The organism is Kribbella sp. (assembly GCF_035687465.1).
GTDB lineage: Bacteria > Actinomycetota > Actinomycetes > Propionibacteriales > Kribbellaceae > Kribbella.
Window position 1 is genome coordinate 40,155 of sequence record NZ_DASRXP010000320.1, and the last position, 21,205, is coordinate 61,359.

Consider the following 21,205-nt stretch of genomic DNA (forward strand, 5'->3'; position numbering starts at 1 on the left):
CAGTCACCACCCGCTGCTCGGCGGCTGGGCGATCGGCTCGTCCGCTAGGCGCAGCGTCATGGTGGTGTTCCCGATCCTCACGGTCGATCCGTCGGTCAGTTCGGCCTCGGCCGCCCGGCGTCCGTTCACCAGGGTGCCGTTGGTGGAGCCTAGGTCGACCAGCACCACCCTGACACCACCGGGTCCCTCCGGCATCAACCGGATCTCCGCATGCCGCCGCGAGACGCCGGGATCGTTGATCTGGATATCAGCGTCGGTGCCGCGGCCGAGCACCACTCCGGGTGGGTTGATCGGGCGGCGGCGGCCGTTGACCTCGAGCATCACCTGCGGGTGGCCGCGGCGTACCGGCGCGGGTGCGGGCGGCGGTGGCACGGGCGCGCTCTGCAGCACGGTCTGGCCTTCGTCGGGGATGTAGGGCTGGGCGGGCTGGGGCTTGGGGCGCTGGGGCGTAGCGACCGTGGCGCTGACGACGCGGAACTTGCCGGTCGGCAGATCGTCCTGCTGGGTCAACTCGATCTCGATCGGTCCGGAGAAGGTGTAGCGCTGGATGTCTGCGTGGTCGCGCAGTTCGTTGGCGAGCTCGTGGTTCAGCGTCCGCCCGTAGGCGTTCAGCCGCTCGAAGTCGTCCGGGCCGAGCTCGATGGTGAAGTGGTTCGGCACCAGCCGGCGGTCCCTGGACAGGATCCGCGCGGTGTTGTCGATCTCACGCTTGAGGGCGGCGGCCAGCTCGATCGGCTCCACGTCACCTTTGAACGCGCGCGCGAAGACCCCGCTCACGATGCCCTCGAGGCGTCGTTCGAAGCGCTGCAGCGGTCGCACGCGTCCTCCTCCACGGTCGGTCGTCGGCTGGACCCAACGATCGTGCTTGCCGTACGGCGCCGGCAGACGGCGCGCCGTACGCCACGCCCACCGGTGTGCGGTGGGCACACTGGTACGACGATCGATCGTATCGGGAGGTTCGGCCGAACCCGCAATGTGAGAGTCTCCCGATCGGCATGCTAATCTTCTTCCTCGGTTGCAGATGAGCCTCCCAGGAGCCTCAGAACCAGCCAGCGCGCGGGTGGCGGAATAGGCAGACGCGCACGGTTCAGGTCCGTGTGCCCGAAAGGGCGTGGGGGTTCAACTCCCCCCTCGCGCACAGCGTCTCAAGCAGTCCCGGTCCAAGCGACCGGGACTTTTGCTTTTGCTGGGGTCTGCCCGGGTGGGACTGCACAGATCAGCCGGGCTCGGTTGTGCACACAGGGTCTCCCCCTGCCGACACTCTGCGCTATCGTTGTCCCATCAACACCGGTCCCGCTGCTAGTCACCACGACTGCAAGGGCCGGTTTTCTTTTCCCCGAGGAGTGCTTGATGGCCGGCACCTACATCAAGCCTCACCGCACCTACGAGGAACAGTTGAAGCTCCTCCAGGGTCGCGGGCTTGAAGTCTCCGACGAGGAAGCAGCTCTGCGCCTCCTGAGGACGGTCGGCTACTACAGGCTGTCTGCCTATGTCTATCCCTTCCGTGAAATGCTTCCCCGAGACCAGCGGACTCTGGCCAGCCCGACTCACTATCGCTCAGAGACGATCACACCAGGCACCGAATTCAGCGGTGTAGAAAGTCTGTGGCGGTTCGATCGGAAACTTCGCCTGCTCGTGCTCGACGCCGTCGAGACGGTTGAAATCGGCTTGAGGACCAAGATCTCCTACGTGCTGGGAGCCCGGGACAAGTTCGGCCATCTCAACATCGCGTCGTTGAATGAAAGCGTCTGTGTTCAGCCCCGGCGGCGTGATCGTCGGACCAGTGACACTCGCCATCAGGTCTGGCTGAGTGGCTACGAGCGATCCATCCGAGAGTCGGGCCAGGAGGACTTCCTCCGCCACAACCTCCACAAGTACGAGGAACTGCCTGTCTGGATCGCGGTCGAAGTTCTCACGTTCGGCGCACTGGTCCGCCTTTTCAACCTGATGCGGCAAGAAGATCAGACTTTGATTGCCCGGGAGTTGGGCGTCAAGGGTGGTCCTCTCCTCGGCGGTTGGCTCGAGGCGGTGAACTACCTGCGGAACGTGGCAGCACACCACGCTCGACTCTGGAACCGGTCGATGACTTACAAGATACGAAAGTTCAACCAGCATCAGGTTGGATCCGATCTGCTGCATCTGGCCAACCAGGTGCCCATCGACAAGGTGTACTCCAGCCTCGCGGTTTCCGCCTACCTGCTGCGGCAGATCGACCCAGGCAACAGTTGGCCGCGCACACTGATGACGCATGTGCGCAAGTTTCCTGCCGAGACCGGAATGTCACCGACGAACAGCATGGGCTTCCCGGTTGGCTGGGATGGACAGGCACTTTGGAACGCCCAGTAGCCGACCTGTGCCGCTGACCTTGGGTGTGGTCGGTCGTTGTTCTGTCTGTGGAGCCTGAGACGGTGGGGCGATGACGGGGATTCGGATCGGTATTGCTCAGCCGGCTATCAGTGATGATGCGCGGGTGAACGGGCCCAAGGTCCGTTCGCTGATGAAGAAGGCGGCGGCCGGGAAGGCGCGGCTGATCCAGTTCCCCGAGGGCATGTTGTCGGGGTATGCCAAGGAGCAGATCGCCGACTGGTCCCAGGTCGACTGGGCCGCGGTACGCGATGAACTCGAGCAGATCATGGCGTTGGCCGCGGAGCTCGAGCTGTGGGTCGTGCTCGGGTCCGCGCATCCCCTGACCCCGCCGAACCGTCCGCACAACAGCTTGTATGTGATCTCCGACCAGGGCCAGATCGTCGACCGCTACGACAAACGCTTCTGCTCGCACACCGAGATCACCCACTTCTACAGCCCCGGCTTCGAACCCGTCGTCTTCGACGTCGACGGCTACCGGTTCGGCTGCGTGATCTGCGTCGAGATCAACTTCCCGCACCTGTTCACGGAGTACGAACGCCTTGGCGTCGAGTGCCTGCTGCTGTCCGCCTATCCGGTCGACTCGATCTTCGAGCTCAAGGCTCGCGCGTACGCCGCGATCAACGCGTACTGGATCTCGATGTCACTCCCCGCCCAGACCGCCGACCTGATGCCGTCCGGCCTGATCACCCCACTCGGCACCTACGCCGCCCAAGCCGAGTCAGAGCTCACCATCGTCGACCTCGACCGCGACGCCTCCGACTTCCAGCCCGCCCTCACAGTCGCCCGCCCCTGGCGCACCACAGCCCTCAAAGGCGAGATCTACCGAGCCCGCGCCGTAACCGACCCCCGCTCCACCAACCACACCACTCCCTAGTACTACGAACCGTTCGTAGTACTGCGGCCGAGGTAGGTCACGACGTCTACGTCGGGGACTGGGATGTGGTGGAAGGACAGGCGGTCGTAGAAGGCGCGGGCTTTGGTGTTGGTGGTGAGCATGCAGAGGTGGATCGCCGGGATGCCTTGGGAGGCGAGGGTGGTGAGGAGGCGGCTCATCAGGGCGCGGCCGTGGCCGGAGCGCTGGTAGGGCGGGAGTAGGTCGATGTGGAGGTGCGCGGGGTAGGCCGCGACCTCGGGGATGACCAGGCGTTCCGGGTTGTGCAGCAGGGCGATCATCTGCTCGGTCGGGGTGGTCGGTGGAGTGGTCGGCGCCGGGTAGCGGTCGGCCAGGCTCGGGATCCACTCGGTGCGGAAGCGGCGTACGAACGAAGGTGTGTCGGCGCAGGCCAGTACGTAGCCGACGGCCTGGCCGCCGTCGTCGAGGACGAAGGCGAGTTCCGGTTCGAGGTCGACGTACGGGTAGGCGAAGATGCTCGGCATCAACTCCAGGTCTGGATAGATCGACCGGGAGTCGCCGCCGTTGTCGGCGGTGCGGACGCAGATGTCGCCGACCGCGTCCCGATCGGTCTTCCGGTACTGGCGAACCTCAGGCATGGACCCCTCCAACAGGCATGAGAGCGCTCCCACCTTAACCCGTCCCGCTCACCCTCAGAACGGCAAGAACCACGGGCGGTGAGTGGGTCACTGCCTGGCGCGGCGGGAGGCTCGGTGACGAGGGGGTTGCGGGGTTGCCGGCGTGGAGTGGCGCGGGTTGTTGTTGCGGTGCGGGGTGGTGGTGTTGCCGGCACCCAGGAAGAGCCAGATGGCGAGAAGGGCGGCGGCTGCCAGGCCGGCGAGGCCGGCGTAGTCGGTCCAGGTCATGACGGTCTCTCTCGATGGCGTGCAGGGGCGGGCGGGTGTTGCCTGGAGTGACGGGGTGGCGACAGGTTCGTGATGGCACGGCGGTGCCAGGTGTGAAGAGGTTGGATTGGCCCAGCTGTGCCAGGAACGCGAGGGCGGCTCGACCCGGCCGGGTCAGGGTGGCGAAGCAAGCGATTGACCCAGCTGTGCCGAATGCTGGACAAAAATGCTCGCCCCGCAGGGAAACGGCTGATTAGGTGGGGGGTTCGAGGAGGTGGGGGCGATGCACGACGGGCTGCTGGATGCGCGTGAGGAGCGGGCCTACCGGTTGCTGGTCGGACTGTCGGTCGCACGATCCGCCGAGTTGGCTGAGGTCGCGGAGTTGCCACAGCAGGAGGCGGACGAGGTCCTACAGCGCCTGCAGGCCATGGGGCTGGTCGCGGTCCAGCCCGGCGACGACCCGGTGTTCCGGCCGCTGCCACCCGACGTCGCCCTCGGTACGACGCTGCTCCGGCGGCAGGAGTCCCTCGAATCAGCCCGCAAGACCGTCGCCTCCCTGAGCGAGGAGTTCCGTGCCAGTGCGAACCGGCGGGACGCCCATCACCTGGTCGAGGTGATCGTCGGCGCTACCGCGCTGCGGGACCGGCTTCGCGATCTGCAGGAGTCCGCCAAGGAAGAGATCCTCTGGTTCTGCCGGGCCAACCCGCTGGCGATGCAGGGTGCCGAGAACACCGAGGAACACGGAGCACTCAGCCGCGGCGTACGGTATCGGGCCATCTATGAGCGGGCCCTGCTGGAGACGCCCGGTGAGCTCGACACCATCGCGGAAGGCATTAGCTGGGGCGAGGAGGCCCGGGCGCTTCCGTTGCTGCCGGTACGGCTTGCGATCGTGGACAGGTCCACCGCCGTCTGCCCGCTGGTCCGCGACAACGAACTCGGCCTTGGCGAACCCACGGCCGCAGTGATCGGCCGCGGCCAACTGCTGGATGCTCTGCTCGCGCTGTTCGAGAGCCACTGGGAAGAGGCGACTCCGGTACGGGTGCAGGGCGATACCCCAGCGGATCTGGAGGGTCTGGACGACTCCGAGCGCTTCCTGCTGTCGCTGCTGGTCGCCGGCGTGCCTGACAAGTCCATCGCCTCGCAGCTCGGCATCAGTCGCCGCACAGTCCAACGCCGGCTCGACCGGATGATGGCGCTGGCCGGCGTCGACACTCGTACCGGCCTCGCCTTCCAAGCCGCTCGCCGCGGCTGGCTCTGAAGGGCCCGGGCAGGCTGCCCCCTGCCCGGGCCCGCAGAACCTACTTGAGCCCGTAGGCCCGGATCACGGTCTGGCTGACCTTGTTACCGGCGTTGTCCCCGGCAACCACCCGCAGCGACACAGTCCCCTTGCCTGCAGGAACCACAGCCACGTAGTGCCCGAGAGCGCCGACAGCAACGATCCGCCGCCAACTCTTCCCCTCATCGAAGGACACCTCCGCCTGCAGCGAGGTAGACCGAGCCGCAGGCGCCCCAGCTTGCTGACGCACGTTGAACCCGATCAGGTGAGGTCGAGCCGCCACCTTCCCGTAGAGATCAACCGGTACGTCGTAGTCCACCTGCAGCAGCGGCAACGCCACAGCCTTGTCCTCGGCAACCTTCTTGGAGCGGAAGTCCCACACAGTGCGAGTACTGGTCCCCCAGTTCCACTCGCCCTCCTGGTCGACCCGAGAGGTAGCAAGCTCCAGCTGGTACTGCGCGTCGCCGCTGCTCGTGATCACGTCCTGCCAAGCGTCAGGTAGTTCCGCAACCACAGCACCACCACGTCGCAGTACTGCGGAAGTAGAGGTGGTCTCCCCGAGCGTGTAGTGCCCGGCCGCATCGACGAACGTCGGCACCCGCAGCGACAACCTGTCCCCGGTCCGGGTGGACACCAACCCCGGCGCAGCCGCCGGCCGGACTACCGGCTCGAACCAGCTCTCCGTAGACGACCCAGTCCGGTACGTGCGCGGCACAGCGGTCATGCCACCGCCCAGCGGGTTCATCTCGTCCCAGGTATAGAGGTGGTGCACCCGGTGCTGCCAGAGCGAGTCACCCGAGGTCACCCACTCCTCGCGGACCTGGGGCGTCTCGATCATCCGCTGCGAGTCGTTCCAGGCGTACTCCTGCCACGGCCGCCAGCCGAACCGCTGCTCCTTGGCCCAGTCGAAACCACCGTTGTCGAAGTAGCTCGTCGCCACCCGTGCGCTGTTCTGCGGGGTGACCTTGTAGGTGATCTTGGCCGGGATCTGGCCGGCCGAGACCTGCAGCACGTCGTACAGGTAGGGGCTCGTGGTGGTCAGGGTCAGATCGATGGTGGCCCGGCCGGCCTTGGCTCGGTTGAGCAGCTTCTGGCCGTCCTTGGTGGTGGTGACCATCGCGGGGATCGGTTCGCGCTCCCCGGTCGGGCGCCAGACGGTCCACGCGGACCAGTCCGGCGGGCGGACCAGGATGACCCCGGCGGCGCCGGCGTTCGCTGCCGCCGCGATCTGGTCCTGCTCACTGCCGTTGCCCCAGCCGTCCTCGCTGGAGTCCAGTACGGCGATGTTGCCCTTGACTCCGCGCAGGTCGGGACCGGCGGCGACGAGGGTGAATCGCTTCTTGCCCTCGAAGGAGGGCGACTGGTGCAGCAGGTTGATCTCCAGCGGCCCGGGGACTCCGGCGACCGAGGCCTGTACCAGGGGCGCAACCAACTGCCAGCGCGACGAGAACTCGAAACTGCCTTCGCGTACCGGCTTGGTCGGCGTGACCCGTACTTGCTGGACCGTGCTGAAGTGCATCACGCCGTGGCTGATCTTGCGGCCGTTGCCGTACTCGCGGTGCACGTAGTAGCTCAGCACCGTCTGCTGTTCGGACGGCTTGGGCGTCTCGATCGTGATCGGGACTGCCTTACGGGCGTCGATGACGAATTCGCGGTCCTGATCCACGACGATGTTCGGGTCGGTGAAGAGGCTGACCTTCTCGTCCTGCGGATCCGTGCTCTCGACGATCGAGTGCAGCAGGTAGGTGCCCTCCTCGACCTCGGCGCTGATGGTCCCGCCGGACGGGATCCAGGTGAGCAGGTCGGACCGGGCACTGTCGCCGTAGAGGGAGACGACAGGTACGCCGGTCGGTTGGCCCGCGAGGTCGACCGCCCGCAGCGTGACAGTGTGCTTGGGCCCCTGCCGCAACCCGCCGACGGCGGTATGGGTGACGACCCCGTTGGTGCCGGTGGCAACGATCCAGCCGCTGTGCAGACCGCGGTCGAGCTTCGCCGGGTCCAGCCCGACCGGTACGTCGACGCTGCCGCCGGCCGGCACGGTGACACTGCCGGGCAGGCTGAGCGCATCCGTCTCGGGCTTGTGCGTATCGAGGTTGTCCACATCCACCGCAAGAGTCAACGTGACAGCCGCGGACGTGTCGTTCTTGTAGGTGATGGTCCTGGTGGACGACTCGCCGCTGGTGATCAGACCGAAGTCGGCGACCCCGGTGGCGTAAACCTTCTGGGAGACGGCCCGGGCCACATCCACCCGGCCGGAGCCTTGGGCGTAGACGCTCAGGTCGGCGTTGGTCTTCGCCGTACTGACCAGCGCGTTCTTCAACCGGTCGGCCTTCCAGTCCGGGTGCGCTTGCGCCAACAGAACGGCAGCGCCACTCACATGCGGAGCCGCCATCGAGGTACCTGACGCTGCCGTGTAGAGGTTGTCCACTGGCTGGCCCATCGCAGTACCGGAGGCGCGGGCGGCGACGATGTCGACGCCGGGGGCGGTGATCTCCGGCTTCAACCCGCCGTCGCCGACGCGAGGGCCGCGGCTGGAGAACTCAGCGAGCGCGTCGTTGCGATCGACAGCTCCGACGGTCAGTGCGGATGCTGCCGCGCCGGGCGTGCCCACGCTCTCGTCCTGACCCTCATTGCCGGCCGAGACAACGAACAGCGTGCCGGTCTCGGCGGTGATCCCGTTGACCGCTTGGCTGAGCGGGTCGGTGCCGTCGGTGGCGCCTCCGCCGAGACTCATGTTCACGACCTTCGCGCCTTCGGCGGCGGCCCACTCCATCCCGGCGATGATCCAGGAGTCGTAGCCGATCCCGTCGTCGTTGAGCACCTTGCCGATCAGCAGATCCGCCTGGGGAGCGACTCCCTTGCGGGTGCCTCCCGCGCCGGCGCCGGTGCCGGCGATCGTGGCCGCGACGTGCGTGCCGTGGCCGAAGTGGTCCACCGGTCCGGTGGTGCTGTCGGAGAAGTCCTGTGCCTGCTGCACCTTGCCGGCGAGGTCCGGATGCCCCGCGTCGACACCGGTGTCCAGTACTGCGACCTCCACGCCCGCGCCTTCGTACCCGGCCTGCCACGCGGCCGGAGCCCCGATCTGCGGGACACTCTTGTCGAGCACCGGTCGGACCTTGCCGTCGAGCCAGATCTTGGCGACGCCCTGGTCCAGCGTCCGGGCGACCTGGGCCGGCTTGAGCGCCTCCCACAATCCGGGCAACTCCGCCTTGGAAGCAGTGACAGCAGCTCCGCCGATGGATTCCAGCGGCCGCGTAGTCGTAGTACCGGCGAGGGACTGGATGCGGGCGCCGCCGTTGTAGCGGACGATCAGCGGCAGGCTGGCGGAGGCGGCGTCACCGAAGCCGTCGGCGATCAACTCGTCCACGTCGAACAGGTTCGCGTCGAGCACGCCGGACGAGATGTAGGGGACGGCGTCACTCGGCAGGATCCGCAGTCCGCCGTCCACTTCGACCGTGTGGAACGTGACCCGTTCACGTCCGGGACCAGGCTGCACAGTGGCTGCCTTCTTCCCGGCGCCGGCGTCGGTCACCTCGACCACATCACCAGTGATCAGGGTGACCTTGGCGGACGTGGCCTGTACTGCGGACGTCGGCGCGCCGCTAGTTCCACGGGGAGCGGCGGTCGCGGGGATGGCCGCAGTACCGCCAAGGGCTAGGACAACCGCAAGGATCGCGGCACGTTTGAGCGGGGAAGTCATGGGCGGTCTCCTTCGAGAGGCAGGGGGCCGGGCACCTCTTCCGACCGAGTCTGCAGGTGCACCTCGCTCCCGCGCCCTGTCTGGCTCTGCCTGACATGCGACATGTCCCAACCACGCCACGCGCTACCCGGGTCCAGGAGTGGTGGCGGACACGCTCGCCGATTCAGCTGCGGGCGCGGCGGACAGGGTGCAGGATCGAGCTATGACGGCACAGCTTGTCCGCAGATGGGCCTGGATCGGGATGTTCGTGATCGGCGCCGGGCTCTATCTGGCCGTGCTCGCGGTCCTCACCGACACCGGCAACCCCAACCTCTTCCCGACCCTGATCCTGTTGGGGGCCCTGGTGGTCCCGCTGACCTTCGTCACCTTCGCGGCCGGCCGGTCGGGCGCCTGGCTGATCGACGGCCCGACGCTCGGCGGCTCGCTGGTCTTCGGCGGCGTGGTCGGCGTGGTGGTGGCCGGTCTGCTCGAGTACGACGCGATGCGGCGGCTGGGCGCCCTGCCGATGGTCGGGGTCGGATTGATCGAGGAAGCCGCCAAGCTGGTGGTCCCGGTCGTGCTGGTGCTGTTCTTCCGGCACCGGTACCGCTCGATCGCGGGCGGCATCGTGATCGGGGTCGCGGTCGGGACGGGATTCGCCGTCCTCGAGACGATGGGCTACGCGTTCGTCGCCCTGCTCGAGTCCGGTGGGAACGTCGGCGCGGCCGAGCAGACCCTTTTCATCCGCGGTCTGCTGTCCCCGGCCGGTCACGCCGCCTGGACCGGGCTGAGCTGTTGGGGCCTGTGGCGCTACGCGGTCGCGCCCAGTGGCAAGCACTTCCTCGGCTTCCTCGGCATGTACGCGCTGGCTGTCGCCCTGCACACCACCTGGGACGGGGTCGGTGGCCGGCTCACCTACGCGATCGTCGGCGTGATCTCCATCGGTCTGCTGCTCGTCGGTCTCCGCCGGGCCCAGCGCCTGGACACTCCGGCACTGGCCGCCGCCTGACCAACAGCCCAGCAACCGCTTGTCCGCAGGCGGACTGGTCCGGTGAACGACTTACCACCGCCTGAACTGGTATGTTGCGCTATCCGCAACGTTCGGTGCGCTAGATGCTAGAGGATCCCACGTTTCCGGAAGATTTCCGGCCTGGCCGCGCTCTCACCATTTAGTAACGGATCCTACTGAACTATTGACTGGTCAGCGGAAACTGGGCAATTCTGTGCGCCACTGAACGACAGGTTCATACCAGTCAGCCGGAGCCGGTCCGGCTATTTCGCCAGAGGTGATCCGATGAAGTTCCGTTCCCTTGCCGTCGCCGCCACCGCGGCCCTCTCTCTCACCGCGCTAGCCGCGTGTGGTTCCTCGGGTGGTGACGATGACGCCGCCGCAGGCCCGACGACCATCGACGTGTGGCTGATGAAGGGAAGCGTCTCGGACGACTTCCTCAAGCGCTTCACCGACGATTTCGCCGCCAAGCACACCGACATCAAGGCCAATGTCCAGATCCAGGAATGGAACGGGATCGGCCCGAAGATCATCGGCGCGCTGGCCAGCAAGGACGCCCCGGATGTGATCGAGGTGGGCAACACCCAGGTCGCGCAGTACTCCGCCTCCGGCGGCGTGAAGGACCTGACCGACAAGAAGGCCGACCTCAAGGGCGACGACTGGATCGAGGGTCTGGCGGGTCCGGGCAACTACGAGGGCAAGCAGTACGGCATCCCGTACTACGCGGCCAACCGGGTCGTGCTCTACCGCAAGGACCTGTTCACCGCCGCCGGTATCACCGCCCCGCCGAAGACGCGGGAGGAGTGGCTGGCCGCGACCGCCAAGGTGAACACCGGCGGCAACCAGGGCATCTACCTGCCCGGCCAGAACTTCTACGTGCTGTCCGGCTTCATCTGGGACGAGGGCGGCGACCTCGCGGTCAAGGAAGGCGACTCCTGGAAGGGCGGGCTGGCTACCCCCGAGGCGCTGAAGGGGATGGACTTCTACAAGCAGATCCAGGCGCTCGGCAAGGGCCCGAAGGACTCCGACGAGGCGAAGCCGACCCAGACCGACGTGTTCGCCCAGGGCAAGATCGCGCAGATGATCGCGGTGCCGGGTGCGGCCGAGCTGATCGCGGCGGCGAACCCGGCGCTGAAGGACAAGATCGGCTACTTCCCGATCCCGGGCAAGACCGCCGACAAGCCGGGTGCCGTCTTCACCGGTGGCTCGGACCTGATCATCCCGGAGGCCTCGGCCAACCAGGACGCGGCGTACACCTTCATCAAGGAGCTGGCCGGTGAGCAGTGGCAGACCGACCTGGCCAAGACGATGAAGTACGTGCCGAACCGGACCAGCCTGGCCGCGTCGGTCGGCGCGGACGAGGGCGTGGCGGCGATGGCGGCCGGTGCGGCCAACGGGAAGGCCACCCCGAACTCCCCGAACTGGGCCGCGGTCGAGGCGAAGAACCCGATCAAGGAGTACCAGACCAAGGTGCTGACCGGCGGTGACCCGGCCGCCGCGGCCAAGGCCGCCGACGAGATCATCACCCAGGCCCTGAACACCAAGTAGAACTATGGCTGTGGCTCAAGCTGAAACGACCACAGCAGCCCCCGCCACCGAGCCCGGTTCGCCGGGCTCGGTCCGGCGGGGGCGACCCCTGTGGGCGCGTGTCCTCCCCTACCTCCTGGTCGCGCCGACCGTCATCGGTACGGCGTACCTGCTGGCATATCCGCTGGTCCGCAACCTGCTGATCTCGTTCCAGAAGTTCGGCATCGCGCAGCTCATCCGCGGTGGGGCCGAGTTCGTCGGGATCGACAACTACCGGCAGATCCTGTCCGACCAGAAGTTCTGGGGCGTGGTCGCCCGGACCTTCGTGTTCACCGCGATCAACGTGGGGCTGATCATGGTGCTCGCGACGCTGGTCGCGCTGCTGATCGGTGCCCTGGGCAAGTGGATGCGGTTCGCCGTGATGGGCGGCCTGGTGGTCGCCTGGGCGATCCCGGTGATCGCCGCGACAACGGTGTTCCAGTGGCTGTTCCAGTCCCAGTTGGGCGTCGTCAACTGGGTGCTGGTCGCGATCGGGTTTGATCAGTTCGACGGCAAGGCGTGGTTCGCGGACGGCAACTCGACGTTCGCGATCATCGTGATGCTGATCGTCTGGCAGTCGGTGCCGTTCGCGGCCCTGACCCTGTACGCCGCGATGACGACGGTGCCCAAGGAACTGCACGAGTCGGCCCAGATCGACGGCGCCGGCTCGGTGAAGACCTTCGTACTGATCACCTTCCCGATCCTGCGGCCGATGTTCGGGCTGATCCTGTGCCTGGAGGTGATCTGGGTGTTCAAGAGCTTCGTCCAGATCTGGGCGATCAGCCAGGGCGGCCCGGGTGACGCCACCTTGACCCTGCCCGTGTACGCGTACCAGATCGCCACCGTGCTGAACCGGTACGACCTGGGCGCGGCGATCTCGATGGTCACGGTGCTGATCCTGGCCGTGGTGCTGCTGGCCTACTTCCGGCAGATGTTCAAGGAGGAGGGCGAACTGTGAGAACCCGCCTCAGTCGCAAGATCACGCTGAACGTCCTGGCCCTCGGCGTCTTCGCCCTCTCGGTCTTCCCCGTCTACTGGATGGTGCTGACCGCGTTCAAGCCGACCAAGAACATCCAGGCCGAGACGCCGTCGTTCTTCCCGACGCACGTCACGTTCACCCACTTCGGGACGGCGGTGCACGCGGACGGCTTCTGGACCTTCTGGCGCAACAGCGCGTTCGTCGCGATCAGCGCCGTACTGCTGTCGCTGGTGGTCGCCTGCCTGGCGGCGTACGCCGTCGGCCGGATGAAGTGGAAGGGCCGGCAGGCGTTCATCCTGATGGTGTTCATCGCCCAGATGACGCCGTGGGAAGCGCTGCTGATCCCGATGTACGTGATCGCCCGCGACACGGACATGCTGGACAAGCTGCCGATCCTGACGCTGATCTACTTCATGATGACGCTGCCGTTCACGATCGTGACGCTGCGCGGCTTCCTCAAGGGCATCCCGGTCGAGCTCGAGGAAGCGGCTCAGGTAGACGGCTGCAACCAGTTCCAGGCGTTCCGGCGGATCGTCTTCCCGCTGCTCGCGCCCGGCTTGCTGTCAACGTCGCTGTTCGGCTTCATCACCGCGTGGAACGAGTTCGCCTTCGCCAACCTGCTGATCATCAAGAACCAGGACCAGCGCACGCTGCCGGTCTGGCTCTCCTCGTTCAGCAACACCTTCGGCACGGACTGGGGCGCCACGATGGCCGCCGCCACGCTGTTCATGCTGCCGGTGCTGCTGATCTTCCTGGTGCTGCAGGGCCGCGTCACCACCGGCGTCGCCGCCGGCGCGGTGAAGGGCTAGTCAGGGAACGGCTAGTCAGGGAACGTCAACCGCGTCGTGATCCGGTAGCGGTCTCCTCGATAGATGGAGCGGGTGTACTCGATCACGGCGCGGTCCGCGTTCCGGGTGGTGCGCTCGAACAACAACGCCGGCGAGTGCAGCGGTACGCCGAGCCACGCGGCCTCCTGCGCATCCGTCACAGTCGGCTCGGTCGTCTGTACCGCCTCCCGCGCCGCGACCTTGTACCTCGACCGGAGCAGGTCGTACAGGGATCCCACCTCGAAGTCGCGCCCGGTGATCCCCGGCACGAAAGCGGCCGGGATCCGGATCCGCTCGATGCACATCGGCAAGCCGTCGACCAGGCGCAGCCGGACCACCGAGACGAGCTGATCGCCCGGGGAGATCTCCAGCCGCTGGCCGAGTCTGGCGCCCGCCTGCTCGAGGTCGAAGCTGATCAGCTTGCTCTGCCAAGGAGTCCCCTCGGCCGGTGGCACCTGGAAATCCCCACTCGCGGTGGGTTCGAGCTCCTGGTGGATCTTCCGTGCACTGGTGAACGTGCCGCGCCCGTGCTCGCGCACCACCAGGCCGTCGCGGGCCAGATCGTCGAGAGCCGCTCGCAGCGTGGGCCTGGAGACACCGAGGGACTCGCTCAGGCTGCGCTCCGAGGGCAGTGCCTCGCCCGGCCTGCGAATCTCGATGAGTTCGAGCAGGCGGTCCCGCGCCTCGGTCCGTCGCATGACGACACTCTAGCAACCAGTCTGCGATGCCAGATTTACCAATGGTTGATCCAATGAGAGCGATACCACGGTGTAGTTGGGCATTGACTTGACCACTTGGATAGACCATTTTGCTGTGAGTGACCCAGTGGTTGCGCCCTCTCCGCCCCCGAAAGGTGTTTCACCATGGTTCGTTCACGCAAGCTCCCGATCGCCCTGTTGGCTGCCACTCTCGCCGTGACCGCCGCCGGCCCGGCGGCCGCACGTCCTGCCCCGGCCGGGCCATCGAAGGCAGCCGCCTGCGGCGCGCTCTTCGACGACTTCGACTACAGCTCCCGAACCGACCCGAACTTCACCGGCCACGACTGGAGTGTCCGGACCTCCCCGGGTGGTCCCGGCGTCGGCGGTGCCACCTGGGCCGCGAGCAACATCAGCTTCCCGGTCGTCGACGGGCAGAAGTCTCTCCAGTTGCGGGCGTCCACGGACGGTACGGCCGGCGGGACCACGCACGCGCAGGTGCAGCAGAACCGCGAGCGCTTCTTCGCCGGTACCTACGCCACCCGATTCAAGTTCAGCGACACCCCGGTAAGCGGGGGCGACGGCAACTTGGTCAACCAGACCTTCTACGCGATCTCGCCGCTCGACGGGGACTGGGATCCGACGTACAGCGAGCTCGACTTCTCGGAGTACCTGCCGAACGGTGGCTGGGGTGAGACCGGGCCGACCAACTTCGTCACCAGTTGGAACACCTACCAGGTCGAGCCGTTCGACGGCTGGCGCAAGACCGATGCGATGCGTCGCAGCTTCGACGGCTGGCACACGTTGGTGACCACCGTCGCCGAAGGGCACGTGAAGTACTACATCGACGGCGAACTGGTCGGCGATCACACTGTCGACGACCAAGGGCACGACGTCTACCCCCGGCGGCCGATGACGCTCAACTACAACCAGTGGTTCATCGACCTGAGCGGTCACCCCGGTGGCACCAGCGTCTGGGCCCAGTCCGCGGACTGGGTGTACTACGCCAAGGACGAGGTGCTGACGCCGGCAGCGGCGACCGCGCGGGTGAACGACTACCGGACGGCAGGGACCACTCATGCCGACACGATTAGCTGCTGATACAGCGACCCGTCAGTACGGTGAGATGACCTCCGCGATCCATGGACTTTCCGTCCTGGACTGAGTACGGTCCGTAACGGCGTCCGCACCACGCCAGACCTTTGGAGAGGACTTTTCGTCCTCTCCCACCGGTCGGTGAGGTGCTGCCCGCCAGTAGCACCTCACTGGTGGATGGGCGAGCAGCTCGCGGCAGCAGCCGAGGACTGATGGGGGCCCGGACACCTAGGTGGGGCGACGAGCGCGGTCATCCGACTATCGCGCTCGCCGCCCCACCGACTCAACCTCCCCGCCCTGAAAGTCCGCTGAAAACTCCGCGGCCGTGCCCCCAACGCATCGAGCGAGCTGTTCGTCTAGCTTGCTGACAGGGAAAACCGAGGGACGGTGCCGGTGGCTGACTGGGAAAGCACGTTCAACGAGCTGGTGGCGGTACGCGGCGGAGCGCTTCGGAGCTACGCCTACCTGCTGACCGGGGACACGGCCGCGGCCGGCGACCTGGTTCAGGAGGCGCTGCTACGGGTGTTCGGCCGGTTGCGGCTGGGGGCCGACGTCCAGCAGCTCGACGGCTACGTGCGACGCGTGATTCTCAATCTGTACGTCGACGACCGGCGGCGCGCCAAGTTGTGGAACGACACCCGCCACCTGCTGGTGGAACCCGACGTGCACGGCGACGACGACCACGTCGTCACCGCGAACGCGGTCCGGCAGGCACTGTCCGACCTGTCACCCAAACAGCGCGCCTGCGTCGTGCTGCGGTACTACGAGGACCTGTCCGTCCTCGAGATCGCGGACCAGCTCGGGTGCGCCGAGGGCACGGTGAAACGCCATCTTGCCGATGCGAGAACCAGGTTGGCCGCGCAGCTCGGCGTGACAGAGGAGAGTGTGCAATGACATCGAAGGACCTCAAGGACCTTCTCGGCACGGTCGCAGCCGAAGGCCGCGACACCGTCGACCTGGACGAGCAGCACCTGGTACCGCGCATTCGCAGCCGGCGCCGTCGGCAGCGGATCATCGTCGCCGCGGCCGGTCTCGGCACCGCCGCTGTGATCGCGGCGGCCGCCGTCGCGATCGTTCCGAACCTCGGCAGCGACGAAGCCCCTGTTGCTTCCGGCCTCGCCGCGAACGGCGTCGCGATCGGCGAGTGCGACGGAGCTGTGAGTGGGTCGCCCCGGGCGGATCAGCCGCTCAAGCTCGCAGCCACCGGGACGCTCGTTCCGAGCGCCACCAACCCGGACTTCGGCAAGATCAAGGTGGACGTCACGAACACGACCGGAGCGCCGGTCACCCTGATGACCGGCACCACCGCCGACATCACCGTGGTGCAGCAGGGGCGGGTCGTAGCGACGCCGGCCGCGGTCCGCGACAGCGGAGTACCGGTGGTGCTGGCGCCTGGGGAGACGAAGTCCATCGAGTCCACTGTCAGCCTGCGCCGCTGCGGTGAGGCAGCGGCGCAGACCAAGCAGCGGCTCGAGCCAGGTGGTTACGAGGTCTACGCCACCCAGCGGTTCAGCCCGACCGACGGCGGCCAGGAGATCGAGGCCCAGGGCGGACCCTGGTCGGTCGCGCTGAACTGATCACCTGATCGCGATCGAGGCCTTGAAGACGGCCCTGATGGTGCTCCACCGGTGGGCGTACTGCGTGGAGCCCGCGTGGGCGATGTGCAAGCCCTTGATCTGGACGGTGCCGCCCTTGTACTGGTAAAGCGGCCCACCGGAATCACCCGCGATACCGTCCGGCCCCTCGTACGAGATCAGGTTCGGCGTGCAACCCGACTCGTCGCAGAACTCGCCGTACAGGCTGGTGACCACCTGCGAGCACTTCTCGTACGTCGTCTGACCGCTCCGGCAGTAGGCAGCACCTACGGCCGGGTCGGCAGCGCCGCTGACCAGTCTGGTGTACCCGGTCGCGTTGCCGGTGTAGATCACGGAGCCGTAGGAGTTTCCACCGATGGCCTCGAAATCGTAGTACGGGAAGCTCGGCCGGTTGCGGACGCTGCCCCACCACTGCCCGCCGCCGGTCGAGGTGACCCCTTGGCCCATGCCGAAGCAGTGGCCGGCGGTCACCATGTACCGCGCGGTGGAGGTGATGGTGAATCCACTGGTGCAGACGCTGCTGCCGTTCGTGATCGAGGCGCCGCCACGATGCGGTGCCGGATCACTCTGGCGGCTGTCCCGGCTGGCATCGCCGTACGTCGCCTCTACCAGGCCGGAGTACTTCGCCAGCAGCGGCGCCATCGTGGCCGCCGGTGCGGTCGTGCTGACGGTGACCGCGTCGCGCTGAGCGTCGTACTGGAAGCCGTAGCTGTACTTCTTCGCGTCGGACTTCCACTGCCGGCCCGAGATCGCGCCACGGATCGAGGTGAGCTCGGCCTGGGTGGCGCGGCTCGCCTTGAGGGTCGCGTCGACGCCGGCGACGCGCACGGACGACGCGCTCACCTTGGCCGTCCGCGGCATCCGGACGACGTACTTGCCGGCCGCCTTGTCGTAGTAGACGCCGAGACCACCGACCTGCTTGGAGTAGTCGTCGACCTGGATGAACTGCTTCTCCTGTTCTGTCTGCGGCCCGTTAGGATCCGCGGTTGCCGCCGTCGTCGCGGTGGTCACGGACGAGTCCAGCGGCTGTGCCACCGACGTCTGTCCGGCGAGCACCACCCCGCCGAGACCGACCGAAACCGCGGCGACCGCCAACGGCAGCGATCTTCCTTTGAAACGCATGCGCTCCCACTCCCCAGCTGTTTTGAGCAAGGTGCTGATGGTTGACCTGCAGTCTGCCGAACACAGGGTCCTTCGTGACGGAATCTGCAGCAACCTGCAACGGCGAGTTAGCGAATTCGAGGGACAACATTCGCCTCGCGCACGTTCGGTACCGGTTCCGGGTGGGCAGACTGGCTCTCGACTCATTCCACACCGCCCCGTGGGAGACCCGACGTGCCAGTACCTCGTGCAGTCCGCCCAGTCCTGATCATCGGCCTCCTGCTGGCGTTGCTCGCCGTCGGAGCCACCCCCTCCACCGCGGCGACCAACGCCACTATCAGTGTCAGTACCGCGCTGCAGACCCAGAACGGGTCCGTCGCGACCGTCGAGGGCTACGTGGTCGGGCAGCCGACCGCCGCGAACACCGTGGTCCGCAGCAACTTCCCGAACGACTTCGCCCTGGCGCTGGCCGACTCGAGCAGCCAGACCAGTACGTCGTCCATGTTGTATGTACAGATCACGGCCGCCTTCCGGGCGCAGTACGGGCTGCAGTCGAACCCGGGACTGCTCGGCACGAAGATCACCGTGACCGGCAAGCTCGCGGCGTACTTCTCGCACGGCGGTCTGACGAACACGACCGCCTTCACCGGTGGCGGTGGGAGCGACCCAGGTCCGCATCCGGATGACTACTACGCGAACGCGGAGGGGAAGACGGGCGCGGCGTTGAAGGCGGCGCTGCACACGATCATCTCGAGCCAGACGAAGCTCAGCTATGACCAGGTCTGGACCGCGTTGCAGAGCACCGACCAGGACCCGGCGAACTCGAACAACGTGATCCTGCTGTACTCCGGCCGCTCGCAGAGCAAGACCACCAACGGCGGCAACCCGAACGACTGGAACCGCGAACACGTCTGGCCGCAGTCCCACGGCGGCTTCGGTACGACGGCCGGTCCCGGTACTGACGTCCACCACCTCCGGCCCGAGGACGTGTCGGTCAACGCGGCCCGCGGCAACCTCGACTTCGACAACGGCGGTTCCACGGTCGCGGAGTGCTCGGGTTGCGCTGCGGACGGGGACTCGTTCTCCCCGCGGGCAGCCGTGCGCGGTGATGTCGCGCGGATGATCTTCTACATGGCGGTCCGGTACGACGGTGGCGACGGATTCGCCAACCTCGAGCCGAACAACGTGGTGAACAACGGATCCTCGCCGTACGTGGGCAAGCTGTCGGTGCTCAAGGCATGGAGTGCGGCGGACCCGCCGGACGCCTTCGAGCAGCGGCGCAACCAGGTGATCTACGACACCTGGCAGCACAACCGCAACCCGTTCATCGACCACCCCGAATGGGTCAACTCGATCTGGCCCTGACCGCGCCCGGTGGGGAGCGTGCCGCCCTGTGGATATCACTCGGCGGCACGCGCGGGGACACATAGGTTGAAGGCATGACTCCTTCGATTCCCCGCTTCCACCTCGCCATGCCGGTCGACGACCTCGCCGCCACCGCGGAGTTCTACGGCTCCGTGGTCGGCTGCGAGCGCGGCCGTAGTTCCGATACCTGGATCGACTGGAACCTGAGCGGCCACCAGTTCGTGACGCACCTCGCCCCGGCCCGTCAACAGGCCATCCACAACCCGGTGGACGGCCACGACGTCCCGGTCCCGCACTTCGGCCTGATCCTCACCATCGAAGCCTTCCACGCCCTCGCCGACCGCTTCCGCACCGCCGGCACCACCTTCGTAATCGACCCCTACCTCCGCTTCGAGGGCCTCCCCGGCGAGCAGTGGACCATGTTCCTGCACGACCCGGCCGGCAACGCCCTCGAATTCAAAGCCTTCGCCGACGACAACCAGGTCTTCGCCACCTGACCTCCATCTGCCCCGCCCTGCCCCCCATCTGCCCTCCCGCCGAAGAGCCACGTTCGCAACGCTGGGAAAACCAAATTGTGGCTACAATATAAGGAGGAATAGTGACCACAGCAGGTCTGATGACCACGGGAGGTCAGATGGACGTCGGGATCAGGGAGTTGCGCGACGGCCTCAGCCGGCACCTGGCAGACGTTCGCGCCGGAGGGACGATCACAATCACTGACCATGGCCGGCCGATCGCCCGGATCGTGCCAGTCGAGGTGCCGACGGCGCTCGAGCGCCTGATCGCAGATGGCCGGGTCACCCCGGCCACACGCCGCAAGCGAGCCGCTCCGGAGCCGATCAAGACCGCCGGGCCGGTGAGTGACCTGATCGACGAGCAGCGCAGGTGATCTGCTACTTCGACACCTCCGCGTTCGTTCCGGTCCTGATCGACGAGCGGTCCAGCAAGGCTTGCAGGACACTGTGGGAGCTGGCCGACTCGGTGGTCACCAGCAGATTGCTCTATGTCGAGACTGTCGCGGCCCTCGCTCGTGCCAAGCGGGCCGGTCGGCTGGAACCCTCACAGCTAGAGGCAGCCCGGCGTGTGCTCGACCAGTTGTGGGTCGAATTCCAGGTCGTCGAGCTCGACGAGAACCTGTCCCGTAGCGCGGCAGATCTCGCGGTGAGCCAGTCGTTGCGCGGTTACGACGCGGTTCACTGCGCTGCTGTCGAGTTGCTGGCCGATGACGACCTGGTCGCGGCGTCCGGTGATCGAGCACTGTTGGCCGCCTGCCGGTCCTTGGGAGTCGCTACTGCCGATGTGAACGATCCGGACTATCTGTAGATGCGGACGTAGCAGCTCGGTACAGGTTCCGGTGAATACATTGGTTGCTGTACTGTCCGGGTGTGGACACGATCAGCCGTAGTGAGGTGCTGGCCCGGTTCGGGCATGCGTTGTCGGATCCGACCCGGACGCAGGTGATGCTCGTGCTGCACGAGGGGCCGAGCTATCCGGCTGACCTGGCCGAGCGGATCGGGGTCAGCCGGCAGTCGCTGTCGAACCACCTTGCTTGTCTGCGCGGCTGCGGCCTGGTCGTTGCGGAACCCGAAGGGCGTCGTACGCGGTATGAGCTCGCCGACCCCAGCCTCGGCACAGCCCTGAACGAATTGCTGCACGTGGTCCTCGCCGTAGACCCCGCCTGCTGCCGTCCTGACGCCACAGGCGAGTGCCGATGAGCAGTTCCGACAAGCCGAAGCTGCTCCCGCTCGTCGCCCTGCCTGCGGCAGAAGAGGAAGCGGACTCCGCCGGAGCAGCGGGGACGCGGACTGCTAGGGAGCAGTCAGACGCGGAGGCCGGCGTCGGTGCGCGTGGGGGTGCTGGCGCGGGTGCGGGAGCGGGTGCCGGTGCGGGTGCTGGCGCGGGTGCCGGTGTGGA

Annotated in this window: 22 protein-coding genes and 1 tRNA gene; 17 read left to right on the forward strand and 6 right to left on the reverse strand. The window is 66.9% G+C overall.

Features of this window, described 5'->3' with window-relative positions:
- Nucleotides 1-3: 3 nt before the first annotated feature.
- Complete coding sequence (locus VFG33_RS16425; protein ID WP_325053738.1) at nucleotides 4-819, reverse strand: FHA domain-containing protein; 816 nt, start codon at nucleotides 817-819, stop codon at nucleotides 4-6.
- Between the two features lie 235 nt (nucleotides 820-1,054).
- On the opposite strand from VFG33_RS16425, the gene VFG33_RS16430 reads away from it, so the two are divergent.
- The 3 genes from VFG33_RS16430 to VFG33_RS16440 all read left to right on the forward strand — a co-directional run bounded on the left by VFG33_RS16430 (nucleotide 1,055) and on the right by VFG33_RS16440 (nucleotide 3,241).
- Nucleotides 1,055-1,138 (forward strand) — tRNA-Leu (locus VFG33_RS16430).
- A gap of 212 nt (nucleotides 1,139-1,350) precedes the next feature.
- Nucleotides 1,351-2,346, forward strand: coding sequence for an Abi family protein (locus VFG33_RS16435; protein ID WP_325053739.1), 996 nt, complete (start codon nucleotides 1,351-1,353; stop codon nucleotides 2,344-2,346).
- Nucleotides 2,347-2,416: 70 nt separating this feature from the next.
- Nucleotides 2,417-3,241 carry a carbon-nitrogen hydrolase family protein gene (locus VFG33_RS16440; protein ID WP_325053740.1) on the forward strand — a complete coding sequence of 275 codons (825 nt, stop codon included), beginning with the start codon at nucleotides 2,417-2,419 and terminating at the stop codon, nucleotides 3,239-3,241.
- A gap of 2 nt (nucleotides 3,242-3,243) precedes the next feature.
- On the opposite strand, the gene VFG33_RS16445 is transcribed toward VFG33_RS16440, so the two are convergent.
- Together VFG33_RS16445 and VFG33_RS16450 are read right to left on the reverse strand one after the other, a co-directional pair.
- Nucleotides 3,244-3,858: a GNAT family N-acetyltransferase gene (locus VFG33_RS16445; RefSeq protein ID WP_325053741.1), complete on the reverse strand. Its 615-nt coding sequence runs from the start codon at nucleotides 3,856-3,858 to the stop codon at nucleotides 3,244-3,246.
- A gap of 87 nt (nucleotides 3,859-3,945) precedes the next feature.
- Nucleotides 3,946-4,125: a hypothetical protein gene (locus VFG33_RS16450; RefSeq protein ID WP_325053742.1), complete on the reverse strand. Its 180-nt coding sequence runs from the start codon at nucleotides 4,123-4,125 to the stop codon at nucleotides 3,946-3,948.
- 262 nt (nucleotides 4,126-4,387) lie between these two features.
- On the opposite strand from VFG33_RS16450, the gene VFG33_RS16455 reads away from it, so the two are divergent.
- Entirely contained in the window at nucleotides 4,388-5,362 is a 975-nt protein-coding gene (locus tag VFG33_RS16455; protein WP_325053743.1) for a helix-turn-helix domain-containing protein, read from the forward strand.
- Nucleotides 5,363-5,402: 40 nt separating this feature from the next.
- Here VFG33_RS16455 and VFG33_RS16460 read toward each other — a convergent pair whose 3' ends face one another.
- On the reverse strand, nucleotides 5,403-9,080 hold the full coding sequence (locus tag VFG33_RS16460) for a S8 family serine peptidase (protein WP_325053744.1): 3,678 nt from the start codon (nucleotides 9,078-9,080) through the stop codon (nucleotides 5,403-5,405).
- Between the two features lie 202 nt (nucleotides 9,081-9,282).
- Between VFG33_RS16460 and VFG33_RS16465 the strand changes: the two genes are divergently transcribed.
- From VFG33_RS16465 to VFG33_RS16480, 4 genes are all read left to right on the forward strand, one after another.
- On the forward strand, nucleotides 9,283-10,068 hold the full coding sequence (locus VFG33_RS16465) for a PrsW family glutamic-type intramembrane protease (RefSeq protein ID WP_325053745.1): 786 nt from the start codon (nucleotides 9,283-9,285) through the stop codon (nucleotides 10,066-10,068).
- Nucleotides 10,069-10,353: 285 nt separating this feature from the next.
- Nucleotides 10,354-11,616, forward strand: a complete 1,263-nt coding sequence (locus VFG33_RS16470; RefSeq protein ID WP_325053746.1) for an extracellular solute-binding protein — start codon at nucleotides 10,354-10,356, stop codon at nucleotides 11,614-11,616.
- A gap of 4 nt (nucleotides 11,617-11,620) precedes the next feature.
- Nucleotides 11,621-12,592 carry a carbohydrate ABC transporter permease gene (locus tag VFG33_RS16475; protein WP_325053747.1) on the forward strand — a complete coding sequence of 324 codons (972 nt, stop codon included), beginning with the start codon at nucleotides 11,621-11,623 and terminating at the stop codon, nucleotides 12,590-12,592.
- Entirely contained in the window at nucleotides 12,589-13,422 is an 834-nt protein-coding gene (locus tag VFG33_RS16480) for a carbohydrate ABC transporter permease (protein WP_325053748.1), read from the forward strand. The genes VFG33_RS16475 and VFG33_RS16480 overlap by 4 nt, the downstream gene beginning before the upstream one ends.
- 11 nt (nucleotides 13,423-13,433) lie before the next feature.
- On the opposite strand, the gene VFG33_RS16485 is transcribed toward VFG33_RS16480, so the two are convergent.
- Nucleotides 13,434-14,138, reverse strand: coding sequence for a GntR family transcriptional regulator (locus VFG33_RS16485; RefSeq protein ID WP_325053749.1), 705 nt, complete (start codon nucleotides 14,136-14,138; stop codon nucleotides 13,434-13,436).
- 165 nt (nucleotides 14,139-14,303) lie between these two features.
- Here VFG33_RS16485 and VFG33_RS16490 point away from each other — a divergent pair, with 165 nt between their 5' ends.
- The 3 genes from VFG33_RS16490 to VFG33_RS16500 all read left to right on the forward strand — a co-directional run bounded on the left by VFG33_RS16490 (nucleotide 14,304) and on the right by VFG33_RS16500 (nucleotide 16,807).
- Entirely contained in the window at nucleotides 14,304-15,236 is a 933-nt protein-coding gene (locus tag VFG33_RS16490; RefSeq protein WP_325053750.1) for a glycoside hydrolase family 16 protein, read from the forward strand.
- Nucleotides 15,237-15,623: 387 nt separating this feature from the next.
- Nucleotides 15,624-16,124, forward strand: coding sequence for a SigE family RNA polymerase sigma factor (locus VFG33_RS16495; protein ID WP_325053751.1), 501 nt, complete (start codon nucleotides 15,624-15,626; stop codon nucleotides 16,122-16,124).
- Nucleotides 16,121-16,807 (forward strand): hypothetical protein, encoded by a 687-nt coding sequence (locus VFG33_RS16500; protein WP_325053752.1) that lies wholly within the window; start codon nucleotides 16,121-16,123, stop codon nucleotides 16,805-16,807. The genes VFG33_RS16495 and VFG33_RS16500 overlap by 4 nt, the downstream gene beginning before the upstream one ends.
- Here VFG33_RS16500 and VFG33_RS16505 read toward each other — a convergent pair whose 3' ends face one another.
- Nucleotides 16,808-17,947: a chymotrypsin family serine protease gene (locus VFG33_RS16505; RefSeq protein WP_325053753.1), complete on the reverse strand. Its 1,140-nt coding sequence runs from the start codon at nucleotides 17,945-17,947 to the stop codon at nucleotides 16,808-16,810.
- A 213-nt stretch (nucleotides 17,948-18,160) separates the two neighbouring features.
- Here VFG33_RS16505 and VFG33_RS16510 point away from each other — a divergent pair, with 213 nt between their 5' ends.
- From VFG33_RS16510 to VFG33_RS16535, 6 genes are all read left to right on the forward strand, one after another.
- Nucleotides 18,161-19,291 carry an endonuclease gene (locus VFG33_RS16510; RefSeq protein WP_325053754.1) on the forward strand — a complete coding sequence of 377 codons (1,131 nt, stop codon included), beginning with the start codon at nucleotides 18,161-18,163 and terminating at the stop codon, nucleotides 19,289-19,291.
- 74 nt (nucleotides 19,292-19,365) lie between these two features.
- On the forward strand, nucleotides 19,366-19,788 hold the full coding sequence (locus tag VFG33_RS16515; protein WP_325053755.1) for a VOC family protein: 423 nt from the start codon (nucleotides 19,366-19,368) through the stop codon (nucleotides 19,786-19,788).
- 101 nt (nucleotides 19,789-19,889) lie between these two features.
- Nucleotides 19,890-20,180 carry a type II toxin-antitoxin system Phd/YefM family antitoxin gene (locus VFG33_RS16520; RefSeq protein ID WP_325053756.1) on the forward strand — a complete coding sequence of 97 codons (291 nt, stop codon included), beginning with the start codon at nucleotides 19,890-19,892 and terminating at the stop codon, nucleotides 20,178-20,180.
- Entirely contained in the window at nucleotides 20,177-20,614 is a 438-nt protein-coding gene (locus tag VFG33_RS16525) for a type II toxin-antitoxin system VapC family toxin (RefSeq protein WP_325053757.1), read from the forward strand. The genes VFG33_RS16520 and VFG33_RS16525 overlap by 4 nt, the downstream gene beginning before the upstream one ends.
- A gap of 62 nt (nucleotides 20,615-20,676) precedes the next feature.
- Complete coding sequence (locus VFG33_RS16530) at nucleotides 20,677-21,006, forward strand: ArsR/SmtB family transcription factor (protein WP_325053758.1); 330 nt, start codon at nucleotides 20,677-20,679, stop codon at nucleotides 21,004-21,006.
- Nucleotides 21,003-21,205: hypothetical protein (locus VFG33_RS16535; RefSeq protein ID WP_325053759.1), on the forward strand; the 203-nt coding region annotated here is incomplete at its 3' end. The genes VFG33_RS16530 and VFG33_RS16535, both read left to right, overlap by 4 nt.

Excerpts from the sequence above, each read along its gene's own strand:
- VFG33_RS16435 (WP_325053739.1), top strand. The coding sequence starts at position 1,351 with ATGGCCGGCACCTACATCAAGCCTCACCGCACCTACGAGGAACAGTTG.
- VFG33_RS16440 (WP_325053740.1), top strand. The coding sequence starts at position 2,417 with ATGACGGGGATTCGGATCGGTATTGCTCAGCCGGCTATCAGTGATGAT.
- VFG33_RS16445 (WP_325053741.1), bottom strand. The coding sequence starts at position 3,858 with ATGCCTGAGGTTCGCCAGTACCGGAAGACCGATCGGGACGCGGTCGGC.
- VFG33_RS16450 (WP_325053742.1), bottom strand. The coding sequence starts at position 4,125 with ATGACCTGGACCGACTACGCCGGCCTCGCCGGCCTGGCAGCCGCCGCC.
- VFG33_RS16455 (WP_325053743.1), top strand. The coding sequence starts at position 4,388 with ATGCACGACGGGCTGCTGGATGCGCGTGAGGAGCGGGCCTACCGGTTG.
- VFG33_RS16460 (WP_325053744.1), bottom strand. The coding sequence starts at position 9,080 with ATGACTTCCCCGCTCAAACGTGCCGCGATCCTTGCGGTTGTCCTAGCC.
- VFG33_RS16465 (WP_325053745.1), top strand. The coding sequence starts at position 9,283 with ATGACGGCACAGCTTGTCCGCAGATGGGCCTGGATCGGGATGTTCGTG.
- VFG33_RS16470 (WP_325053746.1), top strand. The coding sequence starts at position 10,354 with ATGAAGTTCCGTTCCCTTGCCGTCGCCGCCACCGCGGCCCTCTCTCTC.
- VFG33_RS16475 (WP_325053747.1), top strand. The coding sequence starts at position 11,621 with ATGGCTGTGGCTCAAGCTGAAACGACCACAGCAGCCCCCGCCACCGAG.
- VFG33_RS16485 (WP_325053749.1), bottom strand. The coding sequence starts at position 14,138 with ATGCGACGGACCGAGGCGCGGGACCGCCTGCTCGAACTCATCGAGATT.
- VFG33_RS16490 (WP_325053750.1), top strand. The coding sequence starts at position 14,304 with ATGGTTCGTTCACGCAAGCTCCCGATCGCCCTGTTGGCTGCCACTCTC.
- VFG33_RS16500 (WP_325053752.1), top strand. The coding sequence starts at position 16,121 with ATGACATCGAAGGACCTCAAGGACCTTCTCGGCACGGTCGCAGCCGAA.
- VFG33_RS16505 (WP_325053753.1), bottom strand. The coding sequence starts at position 17,947 with ATGCGTTTCAAAGGAAGATCGCTGCCGTTGGCGGTCGCCGCGGTTTCG.
- VFG33_RS16515 (WP_325053755.1), top strand. The coding sequence starts at position 19,366 with ATGACTCCTTCGATTCCCCGCTTCCACCTCGCCATGCCGGTCGACGAC.